General features: G+C 44.5%; 24 protein-coding genes. 15 read left to right on the forward strand and 9 right to left on the reverse strand.

Going from position 1 to position 22,785, the window contains the following annotated elements:
* The first annotated feature begins 185 nt into the window (after window positions 1-185).
* The 6 genes from truA to purF all read left to right on the forward strand — a co-directional run bounded on the left by truA (window position 186) and on the right by purF (window position 6,063).
* On the forward strand, window positions 186-980 hold the full coding sequence (gene truA / locus L1D37_RS10335) for a tRNA pseudouridine(38-40) synthase TruA (protein ID WP_004734161.1): 795 nt from the start codon (window positions 186-188) through the stop codon (window positions 978-980).
* A 176-nt stretch (window positions 981-1,156) separates the two neighbouring features.
* Entirely contained in the window at window positions 1,157-2,083 is a 927-nt protein-coding gene (accD, locus tag L1D37_RS10340) for an acetyl-CoA carboxylase, carboxyltransferase subunit beta (RefSeq protein ID WP_176680227.1), read from the forward strand.
* 42 nt (window positions 2,084-2,125) lie between these two features.
* Window positions 2,126-3,388 (forward strand): bifunctional tetrahydrofolate synthase/dihydrofolate synthase, encoded by a 1,263-nt coding sequence (folC, locus tag L1D37_RS10345; RefSeq protein WP_239847861.1) that lies wholly within the window; start codon window positions 2,126-2,128, stop codon window positions 3,386-3,388.
* The gene (locus L1D37_RS10350) at window positions 3,389-3,961 is read left to right on the forward strand and encodes an SPOR domain-containing protein (protein WP_239847862.1); all 573 of its coding nucleotides are present in this window, start codon (window positions 3,389-3,391) and stop codon (window positions 3,959-3,961) included.
* A gap of 61 nt (window positions 3,962-4,022) precedes the next feature.
* Window positions 4,023-4,514, forward strand: a complete 492-nt coding sequence (locus L1D37_RS10355) for a CvpA family protein (protein ID WP_009848678.1) — start codon at window positions 4,023-4,025, stop codon at window positions 4,512-4,514.
* Between the two features lie 34 nt (window positions 4,515-4,548).
* A complete protein-coding gene (gene purF, locus L1D37_RS10360; protein WP_017629925.1) occupies window positions 4,549-6,063 on the forward strand; it encodes an amidophosphoribosyltransferase in 1,515 nt (504 codons plus the stop codon).
* A 75-nt stretch (window positions 6,064-6,138) separates the two neighbouring features.
* Here the strand turns inward: purF and L1D37_RS10365 are convergent, their stop codons facing one another.
* Window positions 6,139-7,014, reverse strand: a complete 876-nt coding sequence (locus tag L1D37_RS10365; RefSeq protein ID WP_060982248.1) for a LysR family transcriptional regulator — start codon at window positions 7,012-7,014, stop codon at window positions 6,139-6,141.
* A 228-nt stretch (window positions 7,015-7,242) separates the two neighbouring features.
* On the opposite strand from L1D37_RS10365, the gene L1D37_RS10370 reads away from it, so the two are divergent.
* The 7 genes from L1D37_RS10370 (at window position 7,243) to recR (ending at window position 13,206) form a co-directional block, all read left to right on the forward strand.
* A complete protein-coding gene (locus L1D37_RS10370) occupies window positions 7,243-8,346 on the forward strand; it encodes a response regulator (protein WP_239828825.1) in 1,104 nt (367 codons plus the stop codon).
* Between the two features lie 148 nt (window positions 8,347-8,494).
* The gene (locus L1D37_RS10375) at window positions 8,495-8,632 is read left to right on the forward strand and encodes a hypothetical protein (protein WP_017067606.1); all 138 of its coding nucleotides are present in this window, start codon (window positions 8,495-8,497) and stop codon (window positions 8,630-8,632) included.
* A gap of 74 nt (window positions 8,633-8,706) precedes the next feature.
* Window positions 8,707-9,078 (forward strand): YbaN family protein, encoded by a 372-nt coding sequence (locus L1D37_RS10380; RefSeq protein ID WP_029225617.1) that lies wholly within the window; start codon window positions 8,707-8,709, stop codon window positions 9,076-9,078.
* A gap of 161 nt (window positions 9,079-9,239) precedes the next feature.
* Entirely contained in the window at window positions 9,240-9,785 is a 546-nt protein-coding gene (gene apt, locus L1D37_RS10385) for an adenine phosphoribosyltransferase (RefSeq protein WP_019823185.1), read from the forward strand.
* Window positions 9,786-9,803: 18 nt separating this feature from the next.
* Complete coding sequence (gene dnaX / locus L1D37_RS10390) at window positions 9,804-12,047, forward strand: DNA polymerase III subunit gamma/tau (protein ID WP_239847863.1); 2,244 nt, start codon at window positions 9,804-9,806, stop codon at window positions 12,045-12,047.
* 152 nt (window positions 12,048-12,199) lie between these two features.
* Window positions 12,200-12,529, forward strand: coding sequence for a YbaB/EbfC family nucleoid-associated protein (locus L1D37_RS10395; RefSeq protein ID WP_017062338.1), 330 nt, complete (start codon window positions 12,200-12,202; stop codon window positions 12,527-12,529).
* 77 nt (window positions 12,530-12,606) lie between these two features.
* Window positions 12,607-13,206, forward strand: a complete 600-nt coding sequence (recR, locus tag L1D37_RS10400; RefSeq protein WP_019823189.1) for a recombination mediator RecR — start codon at window positions 12,607-12,609, stop codon at window positions 13,204-13,206.
* A gap of 55 nt (window positions 13,207-13,261) precedes the next feature.
* Here the strand turns inward: recR and L1D37_RS10405 are convergent, their stop codons facing one another.
* The 3 genes from L1D37_RS10405 to L1D37_RS10415 form a co-directional block, all read right to left on the reverse strand.
* Window positions 13,262-13,930, reverse strand: coding sequence for an outer membrane beta-barrel protein (locus L1D37_RS10405; RefSeq protein ID WP_239847864.1), 669 nt, complete (start codon window positions 13,928-13,930; stop codon window positions 13,262-13,264).
* Between the two features lie 374 nt (window positions 13,931-14,304).
* Complete coding sequence (aqpZ, locus tag L1D37_RS10410) at window positions 14,305-14,994, reverse strand: aquaporin Z (RefSeq protein ID WP_239847865.1); 690 nt, start codon at window positions 14,992-14,994, stop codon at window positions 14,305-14,307.
* 100 nt (window positions 14,995-15,094) lie between these two features.
* Window positions 15,095-15,343, reverse strand: a complete 249-nt coding sequence (locus tag L1D37_RS10415; RefSeq protein ID WP_065677683.1) for a YkgJ family cysteine cluster protein — start codon at window positions 15,341-15,343, stop codon at window positions 15,095-15,097.
* 159 nt (window positions 15,344-15,502) lie between these two features.
* Here L1D37_RS10415 and L1D37_RS10420 point away from each other — a divergent pair, with 159 nt between their 5' ends.
* On the forward strand, window positions 15,503-15,940 hold the full coding sequence (locus L1D37_RS10420; protein ID WP_017059388.1) for a YcgN family cysteine cluster protein: 438 nt from the start codon (window positions 15,503-15,505) through the stop codon (window positions 15,938-15,940).
* A 105-nt stretch (window positions 15,941-16,045) separates the two neighbouring features.
* Here L1D37_RS10420 and L1D37_RS10425 read toward each other — a convergent pair whose 3' ends face one another.
* The 4 genes from L1D37_RS10425 to rlmA form a co-directional block, all read right to left on the reverse strand.
* Window positions 16,046-17,932: a BCCT family transporter gene (locus L1D37_RS10425; RefSeq protein WP_239828828.1), complete on the reverse strand. Its 1,887-nt coding sequence runs from the start codon at window positions 17,930-17,932 to the stop codon at window positions 16,046-16,048.
* Between the two features lie 172 nt (window positions 17,933-18,104).
* Entirely contained in the window at window positions 18,105-18,458 is a 354-nt protein-coding gene (locus L1D37_RS10430; protein WP_017630993.1) for a hypothetical protein, read from the reverse strand.
* A gap of 237 nt (window positions 18,459-18,695) precedes the next feature.
* On the reverse strand, window positions 18,696-19,655 hold the full coding sequence (locus L1D37_RS10435; RefSeq protein ID WP_239847866.1) for a ChaN family lipoprotein: 960 nt from the start codon (window positions 19,653-19,655) through the stop codon (window positions 18,696-18,698).
* Window positions 19,656-19,730: 75 nt separating this feature from the next.
* Window positions 19,731-20,546, reverse strand: coding sequence for a 23S rRNA (guanine(745)-N(1))-methyltransferase (gene rlmA, locus L1D37_RS10440; RefSeq protein ID WP_239847867.1), 816 nt, complete (start codon window positions 20,544-20,546; stop codon window positions 19,731-19,733).
* A 205-nt stretch (window positions 20,547-20,751) separates the two neighbouring features.
* Here rlmA and L1D37_RS10445 point away from each other — a divergent pair, with 205 nt between their 5' ends.
* On the forward strand, window positions 20,752-21,720 hold the full coding sequence (locus L1D37_RS10445; RefSeq protein ID WP_239847868.1) for a nucleoside hydrolase: 969 nt from the start codon (window positions 20,752-20,754) through the stop codon (window positions 21,718-21,720).
* A gap of 144 nt (window positions 21,721-21,864) precedes the next feature.
* Here the strand turns inward: L1D37_RS10445 and L1D37_RS10450 are convergent, their stop codons facing one another.
* Entirely contained in the window at window positions 21,865-22,749 is an 885-nt protein-coding gene (locus tag L1D37_RS10450) for a D-hexose-6-phosphate mutarotase (protein ID WP_239847869.1), read from the reverse strand.
* Window positions 22,750-22,785 lie beyond the last annotated feature (36 nt).

Consider the following 22,785-nt stretch of genomic DNA (forward strand, 5'->3'; position numbering starts at 1 on the left):
GAAACGAAAAGGGTAGCATTGGCTACCCTTTGTTTTAGCTGAGGTTAAGAGTCGTCGTTTTATTTGGCTTCTCAAAGCTCGCCTAGGCCGATGGTGATGGTTTATTGAAGTTTTAGCCCCATCCTATTTGGGCTAGCACTCATTTCCGTATATACTTCTCGCCCATTTTCAAAGAGAACAAGAACATGAAAATTGCTTTAGGTATTGAATATAACGGTACCCACTACTTTGGTTGGCAGCGCCAACGAGACGTGAAAAGTGTCCAAGAAGAATTGGAAAAGGCTCTTTCAGTTGTCGCGAATCACCCAGTAGAAGTTATGTGCGCAGGGCGCACAGATGCCGGTGTTCACGGTACGGGACAAGTCGTTCACTTTGAAACTAATGTCGATCGTAAAATGGTGGCATGGACAATGGGCGCGAATGCCAACATGCCAAAAGATATTGCGGTTCGTTGGGCCACAGAAGTGAATGAGGACTTCCATGCTCGTTTTTCAGCGACTGCGCGCCGTTACCGCTACATTATTTTTAACCATGCACTACGCCCAGGCATTCTGAATTCAGGCGTGAGCCATTATCATGGTCATCTGGATGAGAAAAAAATGCATGAAGCGGGTCAGTACTTGTTAGGCGAGAACGACTTCACTTCATTCAGAGCGACACACTGTCAATCCCGTAGCCCATGGAGAAACATGATTCACTTAAACGTGACTCGTCATGGACACTACATAGTGATCGACATTAAAGCGAATGCGTTTGTTCACCATATGGTGAGGAATATTACTGGTAGCCTTATTGCGGTAGGTAAAGGTGAGCAGAAACCAGAGTGGATCCAGTGGCTTTTAGAGGCCAAAGATCGAAAAGTGGCAGGTGCGACTGCAAAAGCGGAAGGCTTGTATCTGGTGGACGTTGATTATCCTGAACATTTTGAACTACCACGAGAGCCAATTGGCCCTCTATTTTTACCGGATAATTTGAACTAAATGTGAGACTTAGGTTCAAAAATTATTACGGTTTAGTGCGTAAGATAGTCCCAGAAAATAGGTACAACCAGTTTTTTATCTACAGTCGCTGTTTTATGTGCTTTAATTCCCACGCATAATTCCCAAATTTATTTCTTTCGCAATCAAGCGGAAGAATCGAAACAAAAAGGTCTTCCATGAGTTGGCTTGAAAAGATTCTAGAAAAAAGCAACATCGTAACATCTCGTAAAGCGTCTATCCCTGAGGGTGTTTGGACTAAATGTACTTCTTGTGAGCAGGTTCTTTACCATGCTGAGCTAGAGCGTAACCTAGAAGTATGTCCAAAATGTGATCATCACATGCGCATGAAAGCACGTCGTCGTCTGGATACATTCCTAGACAAAGGTGAGCGTGTTGAACTAGGTACTGATCTTGAGCCACAAGATAAGCTGAAATTTAAAGATTCTAAGCGTTACAAAGAACGTATCTCTGCTGCACAGAAAAACAGTGGTGAGACAGACGCACTAGTAGCAATGAAGGGCGAACTGCTTGGTTTACCTATCGTAGCGTGTGCTTTTGAATTCTCATTCATGGGCGGATCAATGGGTTCTGTTGTAGGTGCTCGTTTTGTGAAAGCGGTTGATGCTGCAATTGAAAACAACTGTGGTTTAGTTTGTTTCTCTGCAAGTGGTGGTGCGCGTATGCAAGAGGCATTGATGTCTCTAATGCAAATGGCAAAAACCAGTGCTGCTCTAGAGCGTTTATCTGCGAAAGGCCTACCGTTTGTATCAGTAATGACTGATCCAACAATGGGTGGTGTTTCTGCAAGTTTGGCAATGCTTGGCGATATCAACATTGGTGAGCCAAAAGCACTGATCGGTTTCGCTGGACGTCGTGTAATCGAGCAAACTGTACGTGAAGACCTTCCTGAAGGTTTCCAACGCAGTGAGTTCCTATTAGAACACGGTGCTATCGACATGATCGTTGACCGTCGTGAGATGCGTCAGCGTGTTGCAAGCCTTGTTGCTAAAATGACCAACCAGCCTTCACCATTAGTAGTTTCTGTGAACGATTCACCGAATGAAGCTACTTATGAAGTACCAGAAGCGCCAGAAAAAGGGTAAAGTACCTTCTAACAAACCAACTTTATTATGGTTATGAGTTAGATGAGTCAACAACCTATTCCTCAAGCCACATCCTCTTTGGAGATGTGGCTTGATTATTTATCAAACATCCACACCAGTGCTATTGATCTTGGATTAGACCGAGTTCAGGCCGTCGCCTCTAAGGCAAACCTCACCAAACCTGCTCAACACGTTATTACTGTTGCCGGAACTAATGGCAAAGGCTCAACGTGTGCCCTGATGGAAGCGATTCTATTGGATGCTGGTTATTCTGTTGGTGTATACAGCTCTCCTCACTTAATTCGCTATAACGAACGTGTTCGTATCAATGGCCAAGATCTCTCTGATGAGAAGATGGTTCAGTCTTTCGATTTCATTGAGAAAGAACGTGGTGAAATCAGTCTTAGCTTTTTCGAATACGGCACTTTAGCCGCGTTACGCGCATTTCAAACGGAAGCGGTAGATGTCGTGCTATTGGAAGTAGGGCTAGGCGGTCGTTTAGATGCAACGAATATCGTTGATCATGACGTGTCTGTGATTACGAGCTTGGCTGTCGACCACGTTGATTGGCTTGGTGATGATATTAATGTGATTGGCTTTGAGAAAGCAGGTATTTATCGTAGTGGTAAGCCAGCTATCTGTGGTCAACCTAAGCCACCGGCTACGGTTGCAGCGCACGCTGATGATATTAAGGCTGAGTTCTATCAAGTTGGTATTCAATACACCTACGATGTGGATGGCGACACTTGGAACTGGCGTAGCGGTGCATTCCAATTAGAATCTCTACCTATTCCAAGCCTACCGCTACCAAACGCAGCAACCGCGTTGATGGCATTAGGCACTTCAGAACTTAGCATCAGTGATGTGAATGTCGTTAATGGTATGAAGAACGCACAGCTTCCTGGGCGTATGCAGCAAATTAGCGATCAACCTGTGATTGTTCTTGATGTGGCACACAACCCACATTCAGCCGAATACTTTGCACAGCAAGTAACGAAGCAATACGCAGGAAAAAATTTACACGTTGTAGTCGCTATGCTTCATGACAAAGATATTCCAGCGACATTGGAAGTATTAGCACCTATCACAACACATTGGTACCCAGCATCATTGCAAGGCCCACGTGCGGCAACAGCCGCTGAATTGTGTAAAAGCCTACCTGAAGGAGTAGAGCAGTATTCAAACCCTGTCTCAGCGTTTGAAGCGGCTTTAGCTTCTGTTCAAGGCGACGATGTTGTGTTGGTGGTCGGTTCTTTCCATACCGTAGGCGAAGTCTTGGAGCATTGGCAGAAAAAAGGAAACTAAATGGCAAGTAAATTCCAAAGCCGATTAGTCGGCACCATCATTTTAGTGGCCATTGGCGTGATTGTATTGCCAGATGTGCTCGATGGTAAGAAGCTCCACTATAAAGAAGAGTTTGCAAGCATTCCGATTAAGCCAGAGCTTGATAGTAATGTTGAAGTGTTTGAAGTACTCGATCCCGTTGAAGATCAGATAGCGTTACCGGACTCTCCGGTCGAGCGAGTGGTCGAAAGCGGTGTTGATGATAATTCAGATACGCAAACGGCGTCGGCTTCTGAAAAAGAAGCAGACAAAGTGGCAGTAGTGGTTAAGCCGGTACCAGAAAAAAATGAATACCAAGACAGCGCTTGGATCATTCAATTGATGGCTTTAAAGAATGCTGACAACGCAAAAAACGTTGTTAAAGATTTGCAGAAGCGTGGTTACCAAGCTCACACCAAGCAAGAAAAAACTTTTACGCGAGTAATTATTGGCCCGGATGTGTCTAAATCCAAACTTGAGCGACAAATTAAGGAATTAGAAAAAATTACGGGTTCAAAAGGCCAATTGCTCAAATTTAAACCGTTAAATCCATAAGAAAACGTTTGCGTCAGCATTTTTTCTGTTAAAATGCGCGCCAACTTAAGATGAAGAATTCATGAATTGGTTAGATTTTGTCATTTTAGGCGTGATCGGCTTCTCTGCCGTGATCAGTTTAGTTCGTGGTTTCGCTAAAGAAGCCTTGTCACTCGTAATTTGGTTTGGAGCATTTTTCATTGCTAGCCAGTACTACGCTAAATTAGCGATGTACTTCACCAATATCGAAGATGAGATGTTTCGAAACGGAACTGCGATAGCAGCATTGTTTGTTGCAACGTTAGTTGTTGGTGCCTTAGTTAACTATGTCATCGGTCAGCTAGTTCAGAAAACAGGCCTGTCAGGTACAGACAGAATCCTCGGTGTCGTCTTTGGTGGCTTACGTGGTGTTTTGATTGTTTCTGCAGTGTTGTTTTTCATGGATGCGTTTACTGCATTCCCAAGTTCTGAGTGGTGGAAGAATTCGCAGTTGGTTCCGGAATTTAGTCGAATCATTGCGCCGTTCTTCGAGCATTTACAAGCAACATCTAGTTTCTTATCTGGCGCGCTCTAGCGCCAGTTAATGTCGAAAAATCGAGGATTAGGACATGTGTGGTATTGTTGGAATCGTGGGTTCAACACCTGTAAACCAGTCTATTTATGACGCTTTAACGGTATTGCAGCATCGTGGCCAAGATGCCGCTGGTATTTGTACCATAGAAAGCAATCGTTTCCGTCTGCGTAAGGCGAACGGTTTAGTAAAAGATGTTTTTGAAGCAAAACACATGCAACGCCTCCAAGGTAACGTTGGTATTGGCCATGTTCGTTACCCGACAGCAGGTAGCTCAAGCGCGTCGGAAGCTCAGCCTTTCTACGTAAACTCGCCTTTTGGCATCACATTGGCTCACAACGGCAACCTAACGAATGCAAACGAAGTTCGTGAGAAGTTGTTCGAGAAAGATCGTCGCCATGTAAACACAACCTCTGATTCTGAAGTTCTACTGAACGTATTGGCTCATGAGATCGATACCGTTAAAGGTAACGTGACTTCTGATGACGTTTTCCGTGCTGTATCTAATGTACACCGTACGATTCGTGGTGCTTACGCAGTAACGGCAATGATCATCGGCCACGGTATGATCGCATTCCGTGACCCACATGGTATTCGTCCACTGTGTCTTGGTAAGCGTGAAGTTAATGGTAAAACAGAGTACATGGTTGCATCTGAATCAGTAGCACTTGATGCTGTTGGTTTTGATTTCATGCGCGACGTAGCACCGGGTGAAGCTATCTACGCAACGTTCGACGGTGAACTTTTCACTAAGCAATGTGCAGACAACCCACAACTAAACCCATGTATCTTTGAGTTTGTATACTTTGCCCGCCCAGATTCATTCATCGACAAAATCTCGGTTTACAGCGCACGCGTTGAGATGGGTGAGATGCTAGGTAAGCGTATTAAAGAAGAGTATGCAGACTTAGACATTGATGTGGTTATCCCAATTCCTGAAACATCGAACGATATTGCGCTACGCATCGCTCAAGCGATCAATAAGCCATACCGTCAAGGTTTCGTGAAAAACCGTTATGTTGGCCGTACGTTCATCATGCCTGGTCAACAACAACGTAAGAAGTCAGTTCGTCGTAAGCTGAATGCAATCCGTTCTGAGTTTAAAGATAAGAACGTTCTATTGGTTGATGACTCTATCGTTCGCGGTACCACATCAGAGCAAATCATTGAGATGGCTCGTGATTCGGGTGCTAACAAAGTGTTCATGGTTTCAGCAGCTCCAGAGGTTCGCTTCCCTAACGTTTACGGTATCGATATGCCGAGCGCAACTGAGCTGATTGCTCATGGTCGTGACAACGAAACGATTTGTAAGCAGATTGGCGCAGACGCTTTGATCTTCCAAACGCTACCAGACTTAATCTCTGCAGTAGGTATGGGTAACCAAGACATCTCTCGTTTTGATACTTCGGTATTTAACGGTGAGTATGTAACGGGCGATATTGACCAAGCGTACCTAGATTTCCTAGACTCTTTGCGTAACGACGACTCAAAGGTTCAACGTGAGATTCAACAAGATCTAGCGAACTTAGAGCTACACAACGAAGGCGCTTAGTTTTCGTTAGTATTGAAAATATAAAAAACCAGAGCATCGGCTCTGGTTTTTTTGTTTTTGAGATAGGGGATTAATCTAATGAATGTGGTACGCGATCACAAAATCAATAAACAATCTAACTTTCTCTGGTAGGTGGTCTTTGTGGTTATAAAGCATGTAAATATCACGAGGGTTAGCGCTCCAGTCTTCTAGGACTTGCACTAAGCTGCCATCTTCAATGTATTCACGAATCATCACGTCAGGCATCAGGGTGATACCTAGGCCTTCAGAACATGCTTGTCTCACAACATTAAGCGCGTTCGCATTGAAACGGCCTTTCTCGCTGTTCACCACTGTCTCTTCATTCGAATTGCTCAGCTGCCACTTAATCAGAGGGTAGCCTTTTAGAAGAGAGTGGTTAGCCAGCTCTTCTGCATGGCTTGGTGCCGGGTTCTTCGCTAAGTACTCAGGGCTAGCAATAAGAATGTCTTTTACTTCACTGATCTTTCTTGCGATTAGGCTTGAGTCACGTTGTGGGCCGACGCGGAAAATCACGTCCCACTCGGTTGGATCAAGCTGATCGGCTTGGTTGTTCATCATCAACTCAATATTAATATCTGGGTATTGAGTCATGAAGTCGCTGAACATTGGCATCATCATGCGTTTGGTCAGGTTGGAGGGGGCCGTAATACGAATCTTACCGGAAGCTCCTTTACACACGTCCGTGAGCTCTTCTGCAGTAGAAGAGAGACGTTGCAATAGCGGAGAGCATTCATTGAAAAAACGTTCGCCAGCCTCAGTTAAAGAGAGTTTACGCGCGTGTCTATTGAGAAGTCTCAGGTTCAGTGAGTCTTCTAAGGCTTGGATGCGTCGTGTAATGGTCGCAACCGGAATCATAGTCTTGCGCGATGTTGCGGTGTAGCTCCCATTTTCAACGACGAGTCGAAAGAGGTTTAAATCATCTAATTTCATAAATCCAGACACATTTGTTTACAATCTCATCTAATTTATACGTAACAGTGAGATCAATGTTTGCGTTACGTCAACTCGTTGCATTATTTACAAGTATTCCAACCCTCGTCACGAATTACCAGTAAAGAGTGCAAATTTGTGTATTTAGCATTTTATTACTAAGTTTTATATTAGTTCTTAGAACAGATAACAATAATAATTCGACTTAGTTTTGTGAGGTTATAGATTATGTACAAAACTCACAGTCAGCCAGTAATGACCTCGGCTCAGGAAGTAATTAACCAAAAATGCGTAATGTTGGTTGATGATGATCCTATTTTTCGCCGTATAACCAGCGCGTATTTAGACAAGATTGGTTATAAAGTGGTTGAGGCTGAAAATGGGCTGGACGCTCTGCAAAAGCTTAGAGACTCAGCACCAGATTTAATTGTGTGTGACTTATCAATGCCGATCCTGGACGGCATCGAGCTTGTAGAAGAGCTCAGTTTAGAATATCCGTCACTGCCTATGATCGTCGTGTCTGCTACCGACGACATGTCTGATGTGGCGAAAGCATTGCGATTTGGTATTAAAGACTTTTTGGCAAAACCTCTAGAGGATCACGGTCACTTAGGAAGTGCGATAGCGAATACGCTAAAAGATTCATTCGACAATATTTCAGATCAACGAGATTTTTCAAGCCAATGGTTCTGTGTGGATGACGGAGGAGAGATCCCCGAAGATCAAGAGCTGCATTGGCACCTTAATTACCTACAAGATAACCCGAGCGCGGCAAAAGACTTATTGCATGCCTTGCTTCCCGAAAAAGACACAAGACAAGGCTCGTGGCGTTGTAGTTACCGACTGCTGCAATCAACAGAGATGATGCCACTCGTGTTTGATTACGCTTGGATGATGAATGGGCAATTTGCCTTTTACCTCGTCGATTCGTCTTCTTCTGATAATGGTAGTTCAGCGTCAACACTGCTGGTGAGAGCCTTATTCCACGATTACATAAGAAATCGAAAAGATTTTAATGTTGATCTCAAAGATATTGCCGAGATTTTAGAGAAGGGGATTGAGTGTTCGAAATGCGCCACGCCCGTTAATGCTTTGTTTGGTGTCGCCAATCTTGCTGAGGGTACCATCTCTATTTTGCCTGCTGGTTTAGATGGACGTTGGTCGAATGGTGAGATGAATCAACACATTGCCGCAGGTGAACGCTTAGGTGAAAACTGTAAGAAGAATTTCATTACGAGAGACTTGCCGATTGAGCAAGGCTGCCAACTTTCATTAAGCTTGCTTGGAGCAGCGAGTTTTAGTTTAGACATACACCAAGGGTCTACCGATTAACCCTATATTTCCTCGGTTTTTGTGAATAATTGATTAAGGTATAGTTGCGCAAATGGTGTGGCTATGCCTTTTTTGTTAAATATCGATTTAGCAAAGCGGGTTTGGTTCGCCAGATACTTACCTTTACTAACAAAAACAAGAAGCAATCATGGCAGATAACAAAGACTTTCAAGACCCGTTTAATGTATTCTACTTTTTAGGCTTTCTAGCCGCATTTTTAATGATTCCATTGCTACCAGCAACACTTACGTTGATCCGAGTATTCAATGGTTACGCAACATTCTAGTTAAGCTTTCATTGCCGATTGGTGATAGCTGACTCAAGGAGGTCACAATTAGCGTTCGAGTTTTAAGCCTGAATATAGCTGGTGGCCTTTGCATATTTCTCGCAGTTCTAGGGATAGTTTTACCTGTTCTGCCAACCACACCTTTTCTCCTTCTTGCTAGCGCATGCTTCATGCGAAGTAATCCGAAAGTTCACAAATGGATGCACGAGCATAAAACGCTGGGTCCTTTACTGAACAATTGGTACCAACATGGTGCCGTAACCAAACAAGTTAAAACGCGTGGCGTATTCTTTATCTTGTTGAGTTTTGCGTTATCCATCTACTTTGCCCCTATCATTTGGGTCAAGGCTTTCCTAATTTGTGTACTTGTTATTCTTCTCACATGGTTTATGCGACTTCCAACCCATGAGTTGGTTGCTGACAGCAAAGAAAATCACTACCATTAAGCCAGTGTGCCTGCTTGTATAGCGGGCGTTTATTATTTCAGCAATCAGAGTTATGACTCTCGTTGCAATGAATACCAATCGTACCTTTCCTTAATTCCAAGCGTTGATGTTTGATTCGTTAACCAGAGTTTGGAAAGCGGCCTAATGAAGTGCATAAGATTATGAACACAGAAAAAATCTCTCTGATCAAAGCAAGCATCAAAAGCATTCCTGATTACCCTAAAGCGGGTATTTTGTTCCGTGACGTAACAAGCTTGATGGAAGACCCAGCGGCTTACAAAGCGACAATCGACTTGTTAGCGGAAACATACAAGGACATGGGCTTTACTAAGATCGTTGGTACTGAAGCTCGTGGTTTCTTATTTGGTGCGCCTTTGGCACTAGAGCTAGGTGTTGGTTTCATTCCTGTTCGTAAACCTGGCAAACTGCCTCGTGAAACTGTGGCACAATCTTATGAACTTGAGTACGGCACAGATACACTAGAAATTCATACTGACGCTATCGTTGAAGGCGACAAAGTGTTGATGGTTGATGATTTGCTAGCAACGGGCGGTACGATTGAAGCAACAACAAAGTTGATTCGTCAGCTAGGTGGTGTGGTAGAACACGCTGCATTTGTTATTAACCTTCCAGAAATCGGTGGTGACAAGCGCTTACAAGGCTTAGGTCTAGAAGTGTTTAGCATCTGCGAATTCGACGGTCACTAATCCTTTTCGGAATTATTCATGAGCTATCTTGCGTTAGCGCGAAAATGGCGACCAACCAAATTCAAAGAAGTGGTTGGTCAAGCCCATGTTTTAACAGCATTAGAGAATGCCCTTAGCCAGAATAGGTTGCACCATGCATACCTGTTCAGCGGTACACGAGGTGTTGGTAAAACAACCATCGGCCGTTTGTTTGCTAAGGGACTCAACTGTGAAACAGGCATTACCTCAACCCCTTGTGGTGAATGTGCAACCTGTAAAGAGATCGACGAAGGTCGCTTTGTTGACCTGCTAGAGATCGATGCGGCATCACGTACAAAGGTAGAAGATACCCGCGAGCTTCTGGACAATGTTCAGTACAAGCCAGCACGTGGTCGCTTCAAGGTTTACCTTATCGATGAAGTACACATGCTTTCTAGGCACAGTTTCAACGCGCTTCTAAAAACGTTAGAAGAGCCGCCTGAGTATGTGAAATTCTTGCTCGCAACGACCGATCCACAAAAGCTTCCTGTGACGATTTTGTCGCGTTGTCTGCAGTTTCATCTTAAGCCGATCAGCGTTGATAATATTCACGAACAGCTTGACCACATTCTTGAACAAGAGAGTGTGACGTCTGAATCTCGTGCGCTTGGGATGATCGCTCATGCTGCTGACGGCAGTATGCGTGATGCTCTGAGTTTAACGGATCAAGCTATCGCATTAGGCAACGGTAATGTCGTGACAGACACCGTGGCTCACATGCTCGGTACGCTAGACACCGACCAAGCCATTCACTTGCTTGAAGCGATCAGCAGTAAGCAGCCTCAAGTGGCAATGGCCTGTATTCAAAACCTTGCTGAGAATGGTGTAGAGTGGGATGGTTTGTTGAATCAGCTTGCGACTCAACTGCATCGTTTGGCGATGTTCCAAGCTCTGCCGTCAACATTAGATAAAACACAGCCGGATGCTGAGAAGCTAGAACTGTTGAGCAAGGCACTAAGCCCTCAAGACATTCAGCTTTGCTACCAGATCGTGTTGAAAGGTCGTGAAGACTTACCGTTGTCGCCAACCGCTCGTGTTGGTATTGAGATGGTAGTTTTACGCATGTTGGCCTTTAGACCTACTGAACAAACGGTTGCAACAGCAATCTCGACTCAGTCGACAAGCACTGCTCCTGCACCAGCAGCTCAAGCTCAGAGCGTTGCTCAACCTGTGAGCCAACCTGCACCAATGGCAGCTCCGAGACAGCCTCAGATGCAACAAGAGGCGCCTCAACAGCAAGCTATGCAGCAGCAATCGGTACAACAGGTTCCGCAGCAGCAGAATCCAGCACAGTATTCAGATTCGCAAGGTTACGCTGACCATTCAGGCAACCAAGGTTACCCTGAGCAGGATTACCCGCAAAGTCAGTATGATGCGCCACCAACTTATGACGAACGTCCTGGCTACGGTGCAGAGCAGCCTCAACAATCGAATTATCAGAATCAAGCGCCGGCTCAGACACAAAACGCTGCACCTTCAGCGCCACCTGCTTCTGCTGCTCCGCAAGGACAATCAGAACGTCCGGCTTCGCCTGTCAGTGGTTTACGCCACCAATTGCGTTCTCAACGCAGAGGCAGCGCAGCACCGGAAAACAAAGGTTCAGCGCCAAAAAAGGCTAAAGCGACACCAGCTAAAACTTCAGTTCTTGACCGAGTTGCTCAGCAACACGGTGGCTCTGAGCGGGTGTCGCCAGCTTCTTTATCTGCCTCTTCTGCAGAAAAGGTAACCAATGATAATGAACCTTATCGCTGGAAACCGTCTAAACCTGTAGTGAAAGAGGTGAGCAAAGAGCTTACACCTACTCAGATCAAGCGTGCGTTAGAGCATATTAAGACACCAGAAATGGTCGATAAATTGCTTCAAGAATCGATTGCTCAAGATGAATGGTCTGCCACGATTCAAAAGCTAGAGACAGCCAAGCTTGTTGAACAGTTAGCATTGAACTCAGTGTTTGCTAAAAACGACACATCAATCACTTTAACGTTAAGAGCGAGCCAAGCTCACTTGAATACGGACCGTGCACAGAGCGAGTTATTACAGTCGCTCAATACTGTGCTCGGAGAAGAGTGTCATTTGAGTGTTGAAATCGGTGATGGTGGAGAAACGCCACTAGAATTACGAGAAAGGTTGTACCAAGGTAAGTTGAAAGACGCGTTTACCAGTTTGGAAAACGATGCCAACGTACAGTTTATCGAAAGACGTTTTGCTGCAGAACTCGACAGAGACAGCGTTCGTCCTATCTAGAGTACTTTCTCGTTTAGTGACTTGCATATCATCCCAGATAAGCAAATCTGAGAACTGAACATCGAGGGGTTGAATCGCACTGGCTTAACCCCCATTTAAGCTCGTATAGCTTAATTAATTTTAATAAACCAATTAGACCAGAGAGTATTAACATGTTTGGTAAAGGCGGTATGGGCAACATGATGAAGCAAGCCCAGCAAATGCAAGAGCGCATGCAAAAGCTTCAAGAAGAAATCGCAAATATGGAAGTTACAGGTGAGTCAGGTGCTGGCCTTGTAAAAGTAACGATCACTGGTAGCCACAGCGTTCGCCGTGTTGATATCGATGAAAGCCTAATGGAAGACGATAAAGAGATGCTTGAAGATCTTATCGCTGCTGCTTTCAACGATGCGGCTCGTCGCGTTGAAGAAACTCAAAAAGAGAAAATGGCTAGCGTAACTGGCGGAATGCAACTTCCACCAGGTATGAAGATGCCTTTCTAAGAAACTATTTCTAGGGGTTTATTCAAGCTGCGGTTTATCTTGAGTAAACCGTTACTTGAAAATTAGAACGGTTAAATATGCGTACCAGTCATATGCTGGAGCATTTGATGGAGGCCTTACGTTGTCTACCTGGGGTTGGCCCTAAGTCGGCGCAGCGTATGGCCTTTCATTTGTTACAGCGCGATAGAAAAGGCGGCCTACAGTTGGCTGAAGCTCTTAGCCAAGCAATGACCGAAATTGGTCACTGTAATGAGTGCCGTACTTTTACTGAAGAAGATACCTGCCACATTTGTACCAATCCTAAACGTCAGGAAAATGGTCAAATCTGTGTAGTAGAGAGCCCAGCAGACATTGCAGCTATCGAAGCAACAGGCCAATATTCTGGTCGTTACTTTGTGCTTATGGGTCACCTTTCACCACTTGATGGTATTGGTCCAAGTGATATCGGTCTCGATGTTCTGGACTACCGCTTACGCCGTGGTGATATCTCTGAAGTAATCCTAGCGACCAACCCGACAGTTGAAGGGGAAGCGACAGCGCACTACATTGCTGAGCTATGTAATGCCCATGAAGTGAACGCAAGCCGTATCGCTCATGGTGTTCCCGTTGGTGGTGAGCTAGAGCTGGTGGATGGCACCACGCTTTCGCACTCCTTACTCGGTCGTCATAAGATCTAAAAAAGCCGCTCATTTGAGCGGCTTTTCTTATTCTAGGGCGAAGCATTAGCGGAAATTAGAAACGGTAATCTACGCTCAACGTTAATTCACCGTGGTTTTTCACTGTATGCGTGTCTTTGTAGTAACCGTTGTCCCAAGACTCTGATTGAGAAACTGAGGTTGATTCAAACATATGACGGTATTGAAGATCTGCAGACCAGTTTGCATTGATCTTGTATTGAGCGCCTACCTGAAGGCCATATGTGAAGTCAGTTTCTTTGTATTTATCTTTTGAAGTTTCCCCGTTGTATTTGTCTTCAAACGTCAAAGTGTTTTGTACAACACCTGCTGTAGCACCTGCAAATAGTGCAAACTCAGCATTCAGGTAGTGTAAGTAATCGTATGATGCTAGGTATTCTGACTGCTTTAGGTTTTCAGTATATTTCCCATATTCATCACTGTCTGAGTAAAGCTCATTGTCACCTGTAAAGTTTGCAGTTAACGTTACACGATGGTTTGGTGTTAAGTAAGCGCCTGTGCGTACGCTGAAAGCCGCTCCTTTTGCTGTATTCGACTCTTTACCTGACCAACTATCACTCTCGTAAACTTCAGAGTATTTACTTTCAAATTTTGCATGGTGATAACCAACACCACCACCAACAAAAAACTCTGGGTTAAGATCAAATGCAGAAACTGAAGTTGAAGCTAATGCTAAAGTGCTTAGCGCTATAATTGTTTTTTTCACTGTAATATTCCGATAATTTTAGTTATATCGACCACTGCGGTCGAGCGGAATAATAGTAGTAATCTTTTGTTTTTATTAGCTTTTTTGGTTTTGTTATTGTAATAACTCATTTCATATGTATTTGAATACTAAAGAGATATATACAACATTGAGTAGGGTTTGTAGGGGTGTTTTGAAGTTTGTAATTTAGGATAATAATTCTATTTTAATAGTGTAAAATTAGAGCTTTATATCTAATGGTAACTGCATTTCAGCATGATAGAGGTGATATTATTGACATGCGGGATGGAGGCTTATACTTCATTAGAAGACGTAATCAGTTAAGTAGCCTAAATCTATTCTACTTAACTGATTATAATAGGTTTAGTTACGTACTAATCCTGACCACGAACGGCTTTGTATATCATAGCGCCAATCACGGCACCAATAATCGGTGCAACCCAGAATAGCCATAGTTGAGAAACAGCCCAATCACCGACAAACACAGCCACGCCAGTACTTCGAGCGGGGTTCACAGACGTATTCGTTACAGGGATACTGATAAGGTGGATTAAGGTTAAACAGAGACCGATTGCGATAGGAGCAAACCCAGCAGGTGCTTTTGAATCTGTCGCGCCCATAATCACGAATAGGAACACCATGGTCATGACCACTTCACAAACGAGAGCTGCTGTGAGCGAGTAGCCGCCCGGTGAGTGTTCACCATAACCATTGGAAGCAAATCCTGACGCCGCAGCATCAAAGCCAGCTTGGCCTGAAGCAATCACAAATAACACGCCACCTGCGATAATACCGCCAATCACTTGGGCAATAATATAAGGTGCGACATCTTTGGCATCAAAGCGCCCGCCACTCCAAAGGCCGATAGTAACCGCGGGGTTGAGGTGACAACCGGATATGTGGCCAATAGCAAAAGCCATGGTGAGCACGGTTAAACCAAAGGCAAGAGAGACTCCGAGTAAGCCAATACCGACATCGGGAAAAGCAGCGGCTAAGACAGCACTACCACAACCACCTAACACCAACCAAAACGTACCAAACATTTCTGCGATATACCTATTCATAACGATCCTTATTAATCTGTACCAGTATCAACAAGATAGTTTAGATTTCGCAACTTTGTGAAATCTTGGGCATATAGGAGGTAGAAAAGGGTAAATACGCTTAGGTAATTGCTTCTAATTCGATCAGATTATCAAGGGCTTCTTGGTCGGTCTTACCACAAATAACAGGGCAGGCTTTGAACTGGTGACACACTTTCGGGCGTGAAGCTTGACCGAATAACTTACACAGATCTTGTTCATTTAATTGAATGCAACGCACGCCAGCAGGCTTGCCATTAGGCATTCCAGGAATAGCAGATGTAATACTTGGAGCGATACAACAAGCTCCACAACCTAAACGACATTCCATCAAATTAAACTCACTAAATAACAGGGGGCGCGATAGTAGCAAAAAATAATGGGAGTGACAGCTATTGATTGGATCAAAGAATGAACAATTATTATCCTTGAACTTTTTATGGGCTAGCGGTATAACACGCACCCCAGTAAAAGAGTAAGAAGTAATCCTATGACGAATCCATTTTGGCAAGAAAAAACACTAGAGCAGATGACCGAGAATGAGTGGGAATCACTGTGTGACGGTTGTGGTAAGTGTTGCCTACACAAGCTAATGGATGAAGATAGCGATGAAGTGTACTACACCAATGTGGCGTGTAGCTGGTTAAACGACAAAACATGTTCGTGTAAAGATTACCCAAACCGCTTCACTTCAGGTGAAGAGTGTTTGAAGCTAACTCGTGACAAGATCGATGAGTTTCACTGGTTACCAGACACTTGTGCTTACCGCCTACTATCAGAATCTAAGCCGATTCCTGAGTGGCACCCATTGATCACCGGATCAAAAACAGAGATGCATGCAGCAGGTGAAAGCGTTCGTAACAAAGTGGTATACGAAATTGATGTTGTTGATTGGGAAGACCACATATTAAACCACCCAAACCGTTAGTTGCTTATTGTTAGCAAATGACCTGAATAAAAAAAGGCTCACATTTCTGTGAGCCTTTGTCGTATTTAGGAGGGTCCAAATCAATGGACTGCGTCATGGCTAATGTCAAGCAAGCGGTAAGTCTGCAACCACCTGATTGAACGTGATACGAGCATTCTGAGCTTGCTCAGATAACTCGATCTTTTTCGCTTGTGCGGCACTAAGATTACTCTCGGCCTGCTCAAGTGCTTGTTGTAGGTTCTCTGGTAACTCGTGAGTTTCCATTTGCGAACCTTGCTCTAACACATAAGCGCGAATTTCTTTTTTCACTGCGGCAAGTTCTGTGTAAGCAACACGCTCAAGTTCTGCGGCTTCTTGTGCAGCATCTCTTTCTTTCTCAAATTGAGCCAACGCCATACCTTCTGCAGACCATGGATCCATGTCTGGTAGTTCTTCGATGTTAATCGTTGGTTCGATGTATGCGTCTTGATGGCGCAGGTCGAGGTTAGTTGCACGAACTGCAGAGATCATCAGCATCACAGAGATAGCCAATAGCGGTAAACCACCAACAATTGCTGCAGTTTGTAGCGTACTTAGGCCACCCAAGAACATCAGAATCGTTGGTAAGAACGACAGAGTGAATGCCCAGAACATACGGTTCCAACGCATTGGTTCTTCAGTGACATTATTTTGAACCACAGACGCAAGGATGTATGAGATAGAGTCAAACGTCGTTGCTGTAAAAATGATACAAAGCAAAGTGAATACTGCGATAACTAGAGTGCTCATCGGCAACTGCGCTAGCATCGAGAAGATTGCTTTGGTTGCGCCTTCTGCATTCAGGATAGCAACCACATCTAGCTCACCAGAAAGCTGAAGTGATAAGCCGTAGTTACCTAGAATCATGAAGAATAAGAAACAACCCAGTGAACCGAAGAAGATAGAGCCTGATACCATTTGTTTGATGGTTCTGCCGCGAGAAATACGCGCAACAAACAGACCCATACTCGGTGCAAATACTAGCCACCATGCCCAGTAGAAAATTGTCCAGTCTTGCGGGAAGTGGGTGTTTTCAAATGTACCGTAGCCACCAAATGGTTCCGCCCATGTCGCCATCACGAAGAAGTTAGACAGTAGACGACCAATTGAATCTAGGCCGGTTTCAAGCATGAAAATAGTTGGACCCGCAATGAGTACGAAAACCAATAGACCCATCGCACCCCAAAAGTTGATATTACTTAGAATCTTGATGCCTTTTTCCAATCCAGCATAAGAAGAGTAAGCAAAAATCGCAGTACAAACTAAAAGCACCATCACTTGTGTTAGGTTGTTTTTAGGTAGACCGAATAGGTGATTCAGACCTTCAGTAATAAGAGGAGCAGCTAAACCTAATGTTGTTGCTGCGCCGCCAAGTAGACCGAAAATGAATAGGATATCGACGATTTTTCCAGGTACGCCTTTACTGCGGTGCTCACCAAGAACCGGCATTAACGCGCTAGAGATCTTTAGAACAGGCTGTTTACGTACATAGAAAAAGTAAGCAATAGGAATTGCAGGGATTAGGTAGATAGACCAAGCAATTGGTCCCCAGTGGAACAAACCATAAGTAGCAGCCCAACGAACCGCTTCTTCACTGCCCGGCTCTAGTTGGAAAGGAGGTGATTGGTAGTAGTAAGCCCACTCAATACAGCCCCAGTACAGGATACTTGCACCGATACCACCACAAAATAGCATTGCTGCCCATGATGCAGTTTTGAATTCAGGCTCTTCATCAGCTTCGCCCAGTTTAATCTGTCCCATATCACTGAACACAACGTAAACCATAAATGCACAAGCCGCGAGACCTAGCGCAAGATATAGAAATCCTAGTTGATCAGTCATGAATGTTTTCGCAACCGCAATCCAGTCTGCGCCCTGAGTCGGGAACAAAATGAGCGGGAAAACTATCGTGAGTAGGAGTGCAATAGCACCAAAGAAGGTTGGCTTATCAATAAGCTCAAAAGTGTTTTTCACGAGTATTATTCCATTAAAATGAGAGAGGAATTATGAAGTGAACTCGTTTTTTAGAACAAATCGGGTCTATTGTCGTGACGACAAATTGCTTTTGGCAAAAAGTAATAGGCAAGGCGTGAAGTGCCAATGCAAAAGAGGGCAGTGGAAGGGATAGTGTAGAGCGAGGGTAACGTTAAATCAGAGCGAGAAGAATGCCACCAACGGTTGCCGCTGCGGACAGGTATTGCCCTGCTGAATAAGAACCATCGTCTTCTTCTTCAATCTTATCTGGGTGATCCATACCTAATGCACCGTGAGCAAATGATTCAACCTTATCGGTCACGGTTTCGTTTTCTGCTTCGATTTTCTTCGCTTCTTTATCGATTTCTTTAAGAGCAGATAATAGGGCTTTACCCTCATCAGAGAGCTTAACGGTATTTTGCTCAACCTTAAGAGGGGCGGGCTTTTCAGCTTCGGTACTCTTGGTTTGTGTGTTCATTTGCGAAGGTGAATACAGCTGAGTGTTACTCGTTCCTACTGGCGTCATATCGCTCTCCTTACCTATCCTTAAATATAGTATCGGCAGAGGTGTGAAAAACTTGTGCAATTAATCATCGATAGTGATGTTTTTTATTCGCACATTACATTTTCTTCTGCTTAATCAAAACTGCTTGGTATTTAAGCAATTCCTATGCCGATATTTATATTTGTCTTGGAGCGTTTTTGAGCAAATTCTTAAGGTGTCAGACTTAAACTTAAATAAGCTTAAGTCTGAATCGCGAGTTTAATCGCACTTAAGATCGGCGCCACGCTTAGATAGGTGTTTGTATGCCTTCATGCGGTTCTCTTTCTGAACAAAGCGCGCCGGTGGAGAAAGTACTTTTAGTTGGTAATCAGTAGTATCCGATGAGAACTCAGCAACCGGGCTGATAACTACCACTTTTAGATCAGGGTTACGACGTAGAATCGAAGCCGCTGTGCCTAAACCACCTTCTGTGTGGAACTTACCCGCTACATGAATTACCTGTTTATTTGGGTTCGATGCTAAGTAATCAACGATTGATTCAGCCATGGTCTCGTCCCACGTAACCTGAGCGGCAAACTGCTTTTCTGTTTGCTCTGGCGTACCGTGATGCATGGAAGCCATGAACTTTTCTTTGTAAGGGCTATCGCCAATATTAACCTCAGTCGCAACCCAATCTCGTTGTTCTGAAGAAAGTTGCTCTAGGTAAGGTAATCCCTTACGGCCAATACACTGAACGAAAGGCTTTGGTGCGTTTGCTGCGATAACATCTAAATCATTTGTTTTAGCAAACTCAACCAGTGCGCGGTAATCACTTTCGTAATTTGGCCAAGCAGCTGCCTTGGAGATAAGCACTTGCTCACCAATTTCACCGTTTAAGTATTGGTTTAGCGTGTCTTGATGTTCTCGAGTGAATTGTTCCATTGAAAGCGCAATGTTTGATGTTGCGTTGCGGCGCGCTTTTAAGAAGTCGGTTTGGAAACGATGAATTGCCGAGTGAGTGTGCCATTCGCCAATCAGAATCACATCAGCGTCAATCAGCTGCTCAGGTAAAGCATTGAGAGAAAGCGTTTCACCTTGTGGAGAAGCAAACTGGTAATCATAGAATGTGGAAACGGTTTCCGTTTGCGTGTTAGCCACTTGTTGAGAAGTGCTGTTTGTAGGTTGATTAGCACAAGCCGTGAGCAGGGTAGCTAATCCGATAAGAATAATACGTTGCATGAAATGCCTCCTTGAAGAACACGCATATTAAAGGAGGCAAGATAACATTTCAATGCAAACGATAATCAATATCAGTTAAATCTGTTTGCGATACACTCTCAGCATAAAGTCCGCTTCACAGTTGAATTGCTCAGCTTCGGTGAGTTGTTGTTTAAACTCGTCAGTCGCTTTCCAAGCAAACGGCGTCATCTGTAGCAGGTCGAATGCATCTGACCCCGATAGTTCCATCATATAGTTTAGTTGTTCTTGGTGCTCAAGCGTAAAACCTTCGATCACTTCTGGATCTTCGTCATGTAAGCGAACGCCATCATAAATCGCATCACGCAGCTGGTATAGGTGTCGACTGGCTGGTGTCACGGTGATCACGACGCCATTGTCTTTGATGGTACGTTGCAGCTCTTCAGCCTTGCATGGCGCGTAAATGCGCAGGATTCCGTCTAAGCTGTTTTCAGCAAAGGGTAGGCGATGACTAGAGGCAACTGAGAAGTCGACAGCAGGGTAGCGCTTAGCGGCGTATTTGATAGCAATCTTAGAAATATCTAGGCCAAAAATCGCGCCGTTTTTATTTTGAAGGTTCAACGCGATTTCGTTGGTGTAATACCCTTCGCCACAGCCAATGTCCAACAGGCTAGGATCTGTGTCTGGCAGGTAGCTAGAGCATAAGCCAACGACTGCTTGGCGCATTGGATCGTAATGGTTACCTTCAAGGAAGCGACGACGTGCCTGCATCATCTCTTTGTTGTCACCAGGATCTTTTGAGCGTTTGTGGTGTGCTGGCATCAAATTGACATAGCCTTCTTTCGCTAGGTCGAACTGATGGTTCTTTTCACACTTAAACGTACGATCGTGTTGAGATAAAGGTTGGTGACACAAAGGGCATTGGTAAGTCATGACGATCTCAGAGGCATATAGTTGGGCGCAGATTCTATCAAAAAGCTCAGCATCAGGCTAAATAAAAAAGCCAAGAAGACCAGTCATTAGAGTGGTGATTTTACGGCTTATCATAATAAAAATCATAGCTTAGGTTTAGGTCACGTTTATCTCCGATTTTTCTGGGTATCGTCTACCTTTCCCTACTGTTTAATTAGAAGCTGATATGACAAAGAAAATCATCCTAGATACAGATCCGGGCATCGATGATGCAATGGCCATCCTATTTGCAGAGGCTCACCCTGAGATTGAGCTAATGGGCATTACTACGGTTTATGGTAATGCGACGATAGACAATGGTACCCAGAACGCGCTCTATTTGAAGCAGAAGTTTGGTATGAAGGCACTTGTAGCAAAGGGTACTGACAAGCCCTTAGTTAGAGATCCTGTTGGAGCTACGGTTGTGGTGCATGGCGAAGCAGGGTTTGGTGATGTTAAAGCACCAAGTTCGCTAGAGGTTACAGCGATTGAAAAGCCGGCTTATCAGTTCATTATCGACAGTGTTCGAGCTGAACCGGGAGAGATTACACTCGTGGCCGTTGGGCCTCTCACTAACCTTGCTCTGGCGTTGGAAGCTGCCCCTGAAATCGTCGACTTAGTAAAGGAAGTGGTCATTATGGGCGGGGCCTTTGGTGAAAATGACCACAGAGGTAATGTGACTCCATTTGCCGAAGCGAATATACACGATGACCCTCATGCAGCCGACAAGGTATTTACAGCTTCATGGCCTGTTGTGATTATCGGTCTTGATGTTACTGAAGAGAGTTTTTTTACTCGCCAATACCTTGATGATCTGCGAGACGAAGCAGGTGAGGTGGGACAGTTCATTTGGGATGTTAGTCGTTACTATTTGAAGTTCTATTCAGAAAAAGTAGGAATGGAAGGCTGTCACGTGCACGATCCATCAGCGATTGCTTATGTCATCCAACCTTCTTTGTTTGAATGTCGAAGTGGTGCGGTTAGAGTTGTCACGGATGGCCCTGCGGAAGGTATGACGATTCAAAAAAGCGATCAACGTAGCTATATGAACGATGAATGGAGTTCGGCCCCTGCACAAAAAGTAGGTGTCAAAGTGGACGACACGGCGCTGTTGTTACTCTATAAAGAAACGTTAGTTCAATATTCAAAGAGTTAAGCCTTGCCATTAAGCACGCGATAGTTCTAATCGTATGGAACCAGGTACTCAGCTATAAAAAAGGCCGGGATTAACCAGCCTTTAATGTGTTTTATTGTGCTTAATTGGTTACTGAGTAGCTTACTGAGCTACTTACCGAACCGGTTACTGAGCGGCAATCACCGTAATCAGCTGGTGGCTTTCCCCTGGCTGTAACGTTTTGCCTGCTTCTAGGCTTGGTGCATGCAGTGTTGATTCAACACATAGCATTGTTAGGTAACCATCGTCTTGCATATCACCCATACTAGCCGCGCCTTCTGCCCACGGGTTCCACAGTACGGCAGAGTTATGGCCGTGGTTTTCAACCGTTAAAGTACGATCCAGCTTCTTGTCAGCAACAAAGATTTGCGCTTCTGGCTGAGTGTAAACACGGTCAATCGTATCGGTTAGCACAAGCTCAGCACCACCTTGGCAGATTTTGCCACCTTGTAGGCTATCGATGTACTCAGCACCCATACCTGTGGTCGTTGTATTGTGGATATCGCCAACGTTTAGGTAAGTGTGCAGCGCCCCAGAGAAAGTCCATGGTTGAGAATCTGTGTTCTTCACATCTAATGTTACTTTCAGCTCATCGCCAATCTCAACATTTAAACGCGCATCGAACTGATGAGGCCATACTGCCAGCGTCTCTTCGCTAGGCTTAAGACCTAAGCTTACGATCACACCAGCTTCGCTTTCGCGGTGCTCAACTAATTGCCATTCGCTTGAGCGAGCAAAGCCATGTGCAGGAGCTGCAATGCGGCCAAACCAAGGCCAACATACTGGAATACCACCGCGCAGTGCTGTTTTTCCATCGAATTTAGCTTGTTGGCTCATCCAAATAAGGTCTTCTTGGCCTTGCGGTTGGAACGACACAACATGGCCGCCAAACAGTGAAATCGCTGCGTTTGCTTTATCGTGGATAACGCGAACCAGTTTTACACCTTCGTGTTCAACGATAGTGACATTGTCAGAAAGTACAGCCAGTGCAGGTAGAGTTGATAAATCCATTACATGATCCTTCTAAGGAAATTGAATTCAAATGCT

Source organism: Vibrio sp. Isolate33, assembly GCF_022397895.1.
GTDB classification, from domain to species: Bacteria; Pseudomonadota; Gammaproteobacteria; order Enterobacterales; family Vibrionaceae; genus Vibrio; species Vibrio pomeroyi.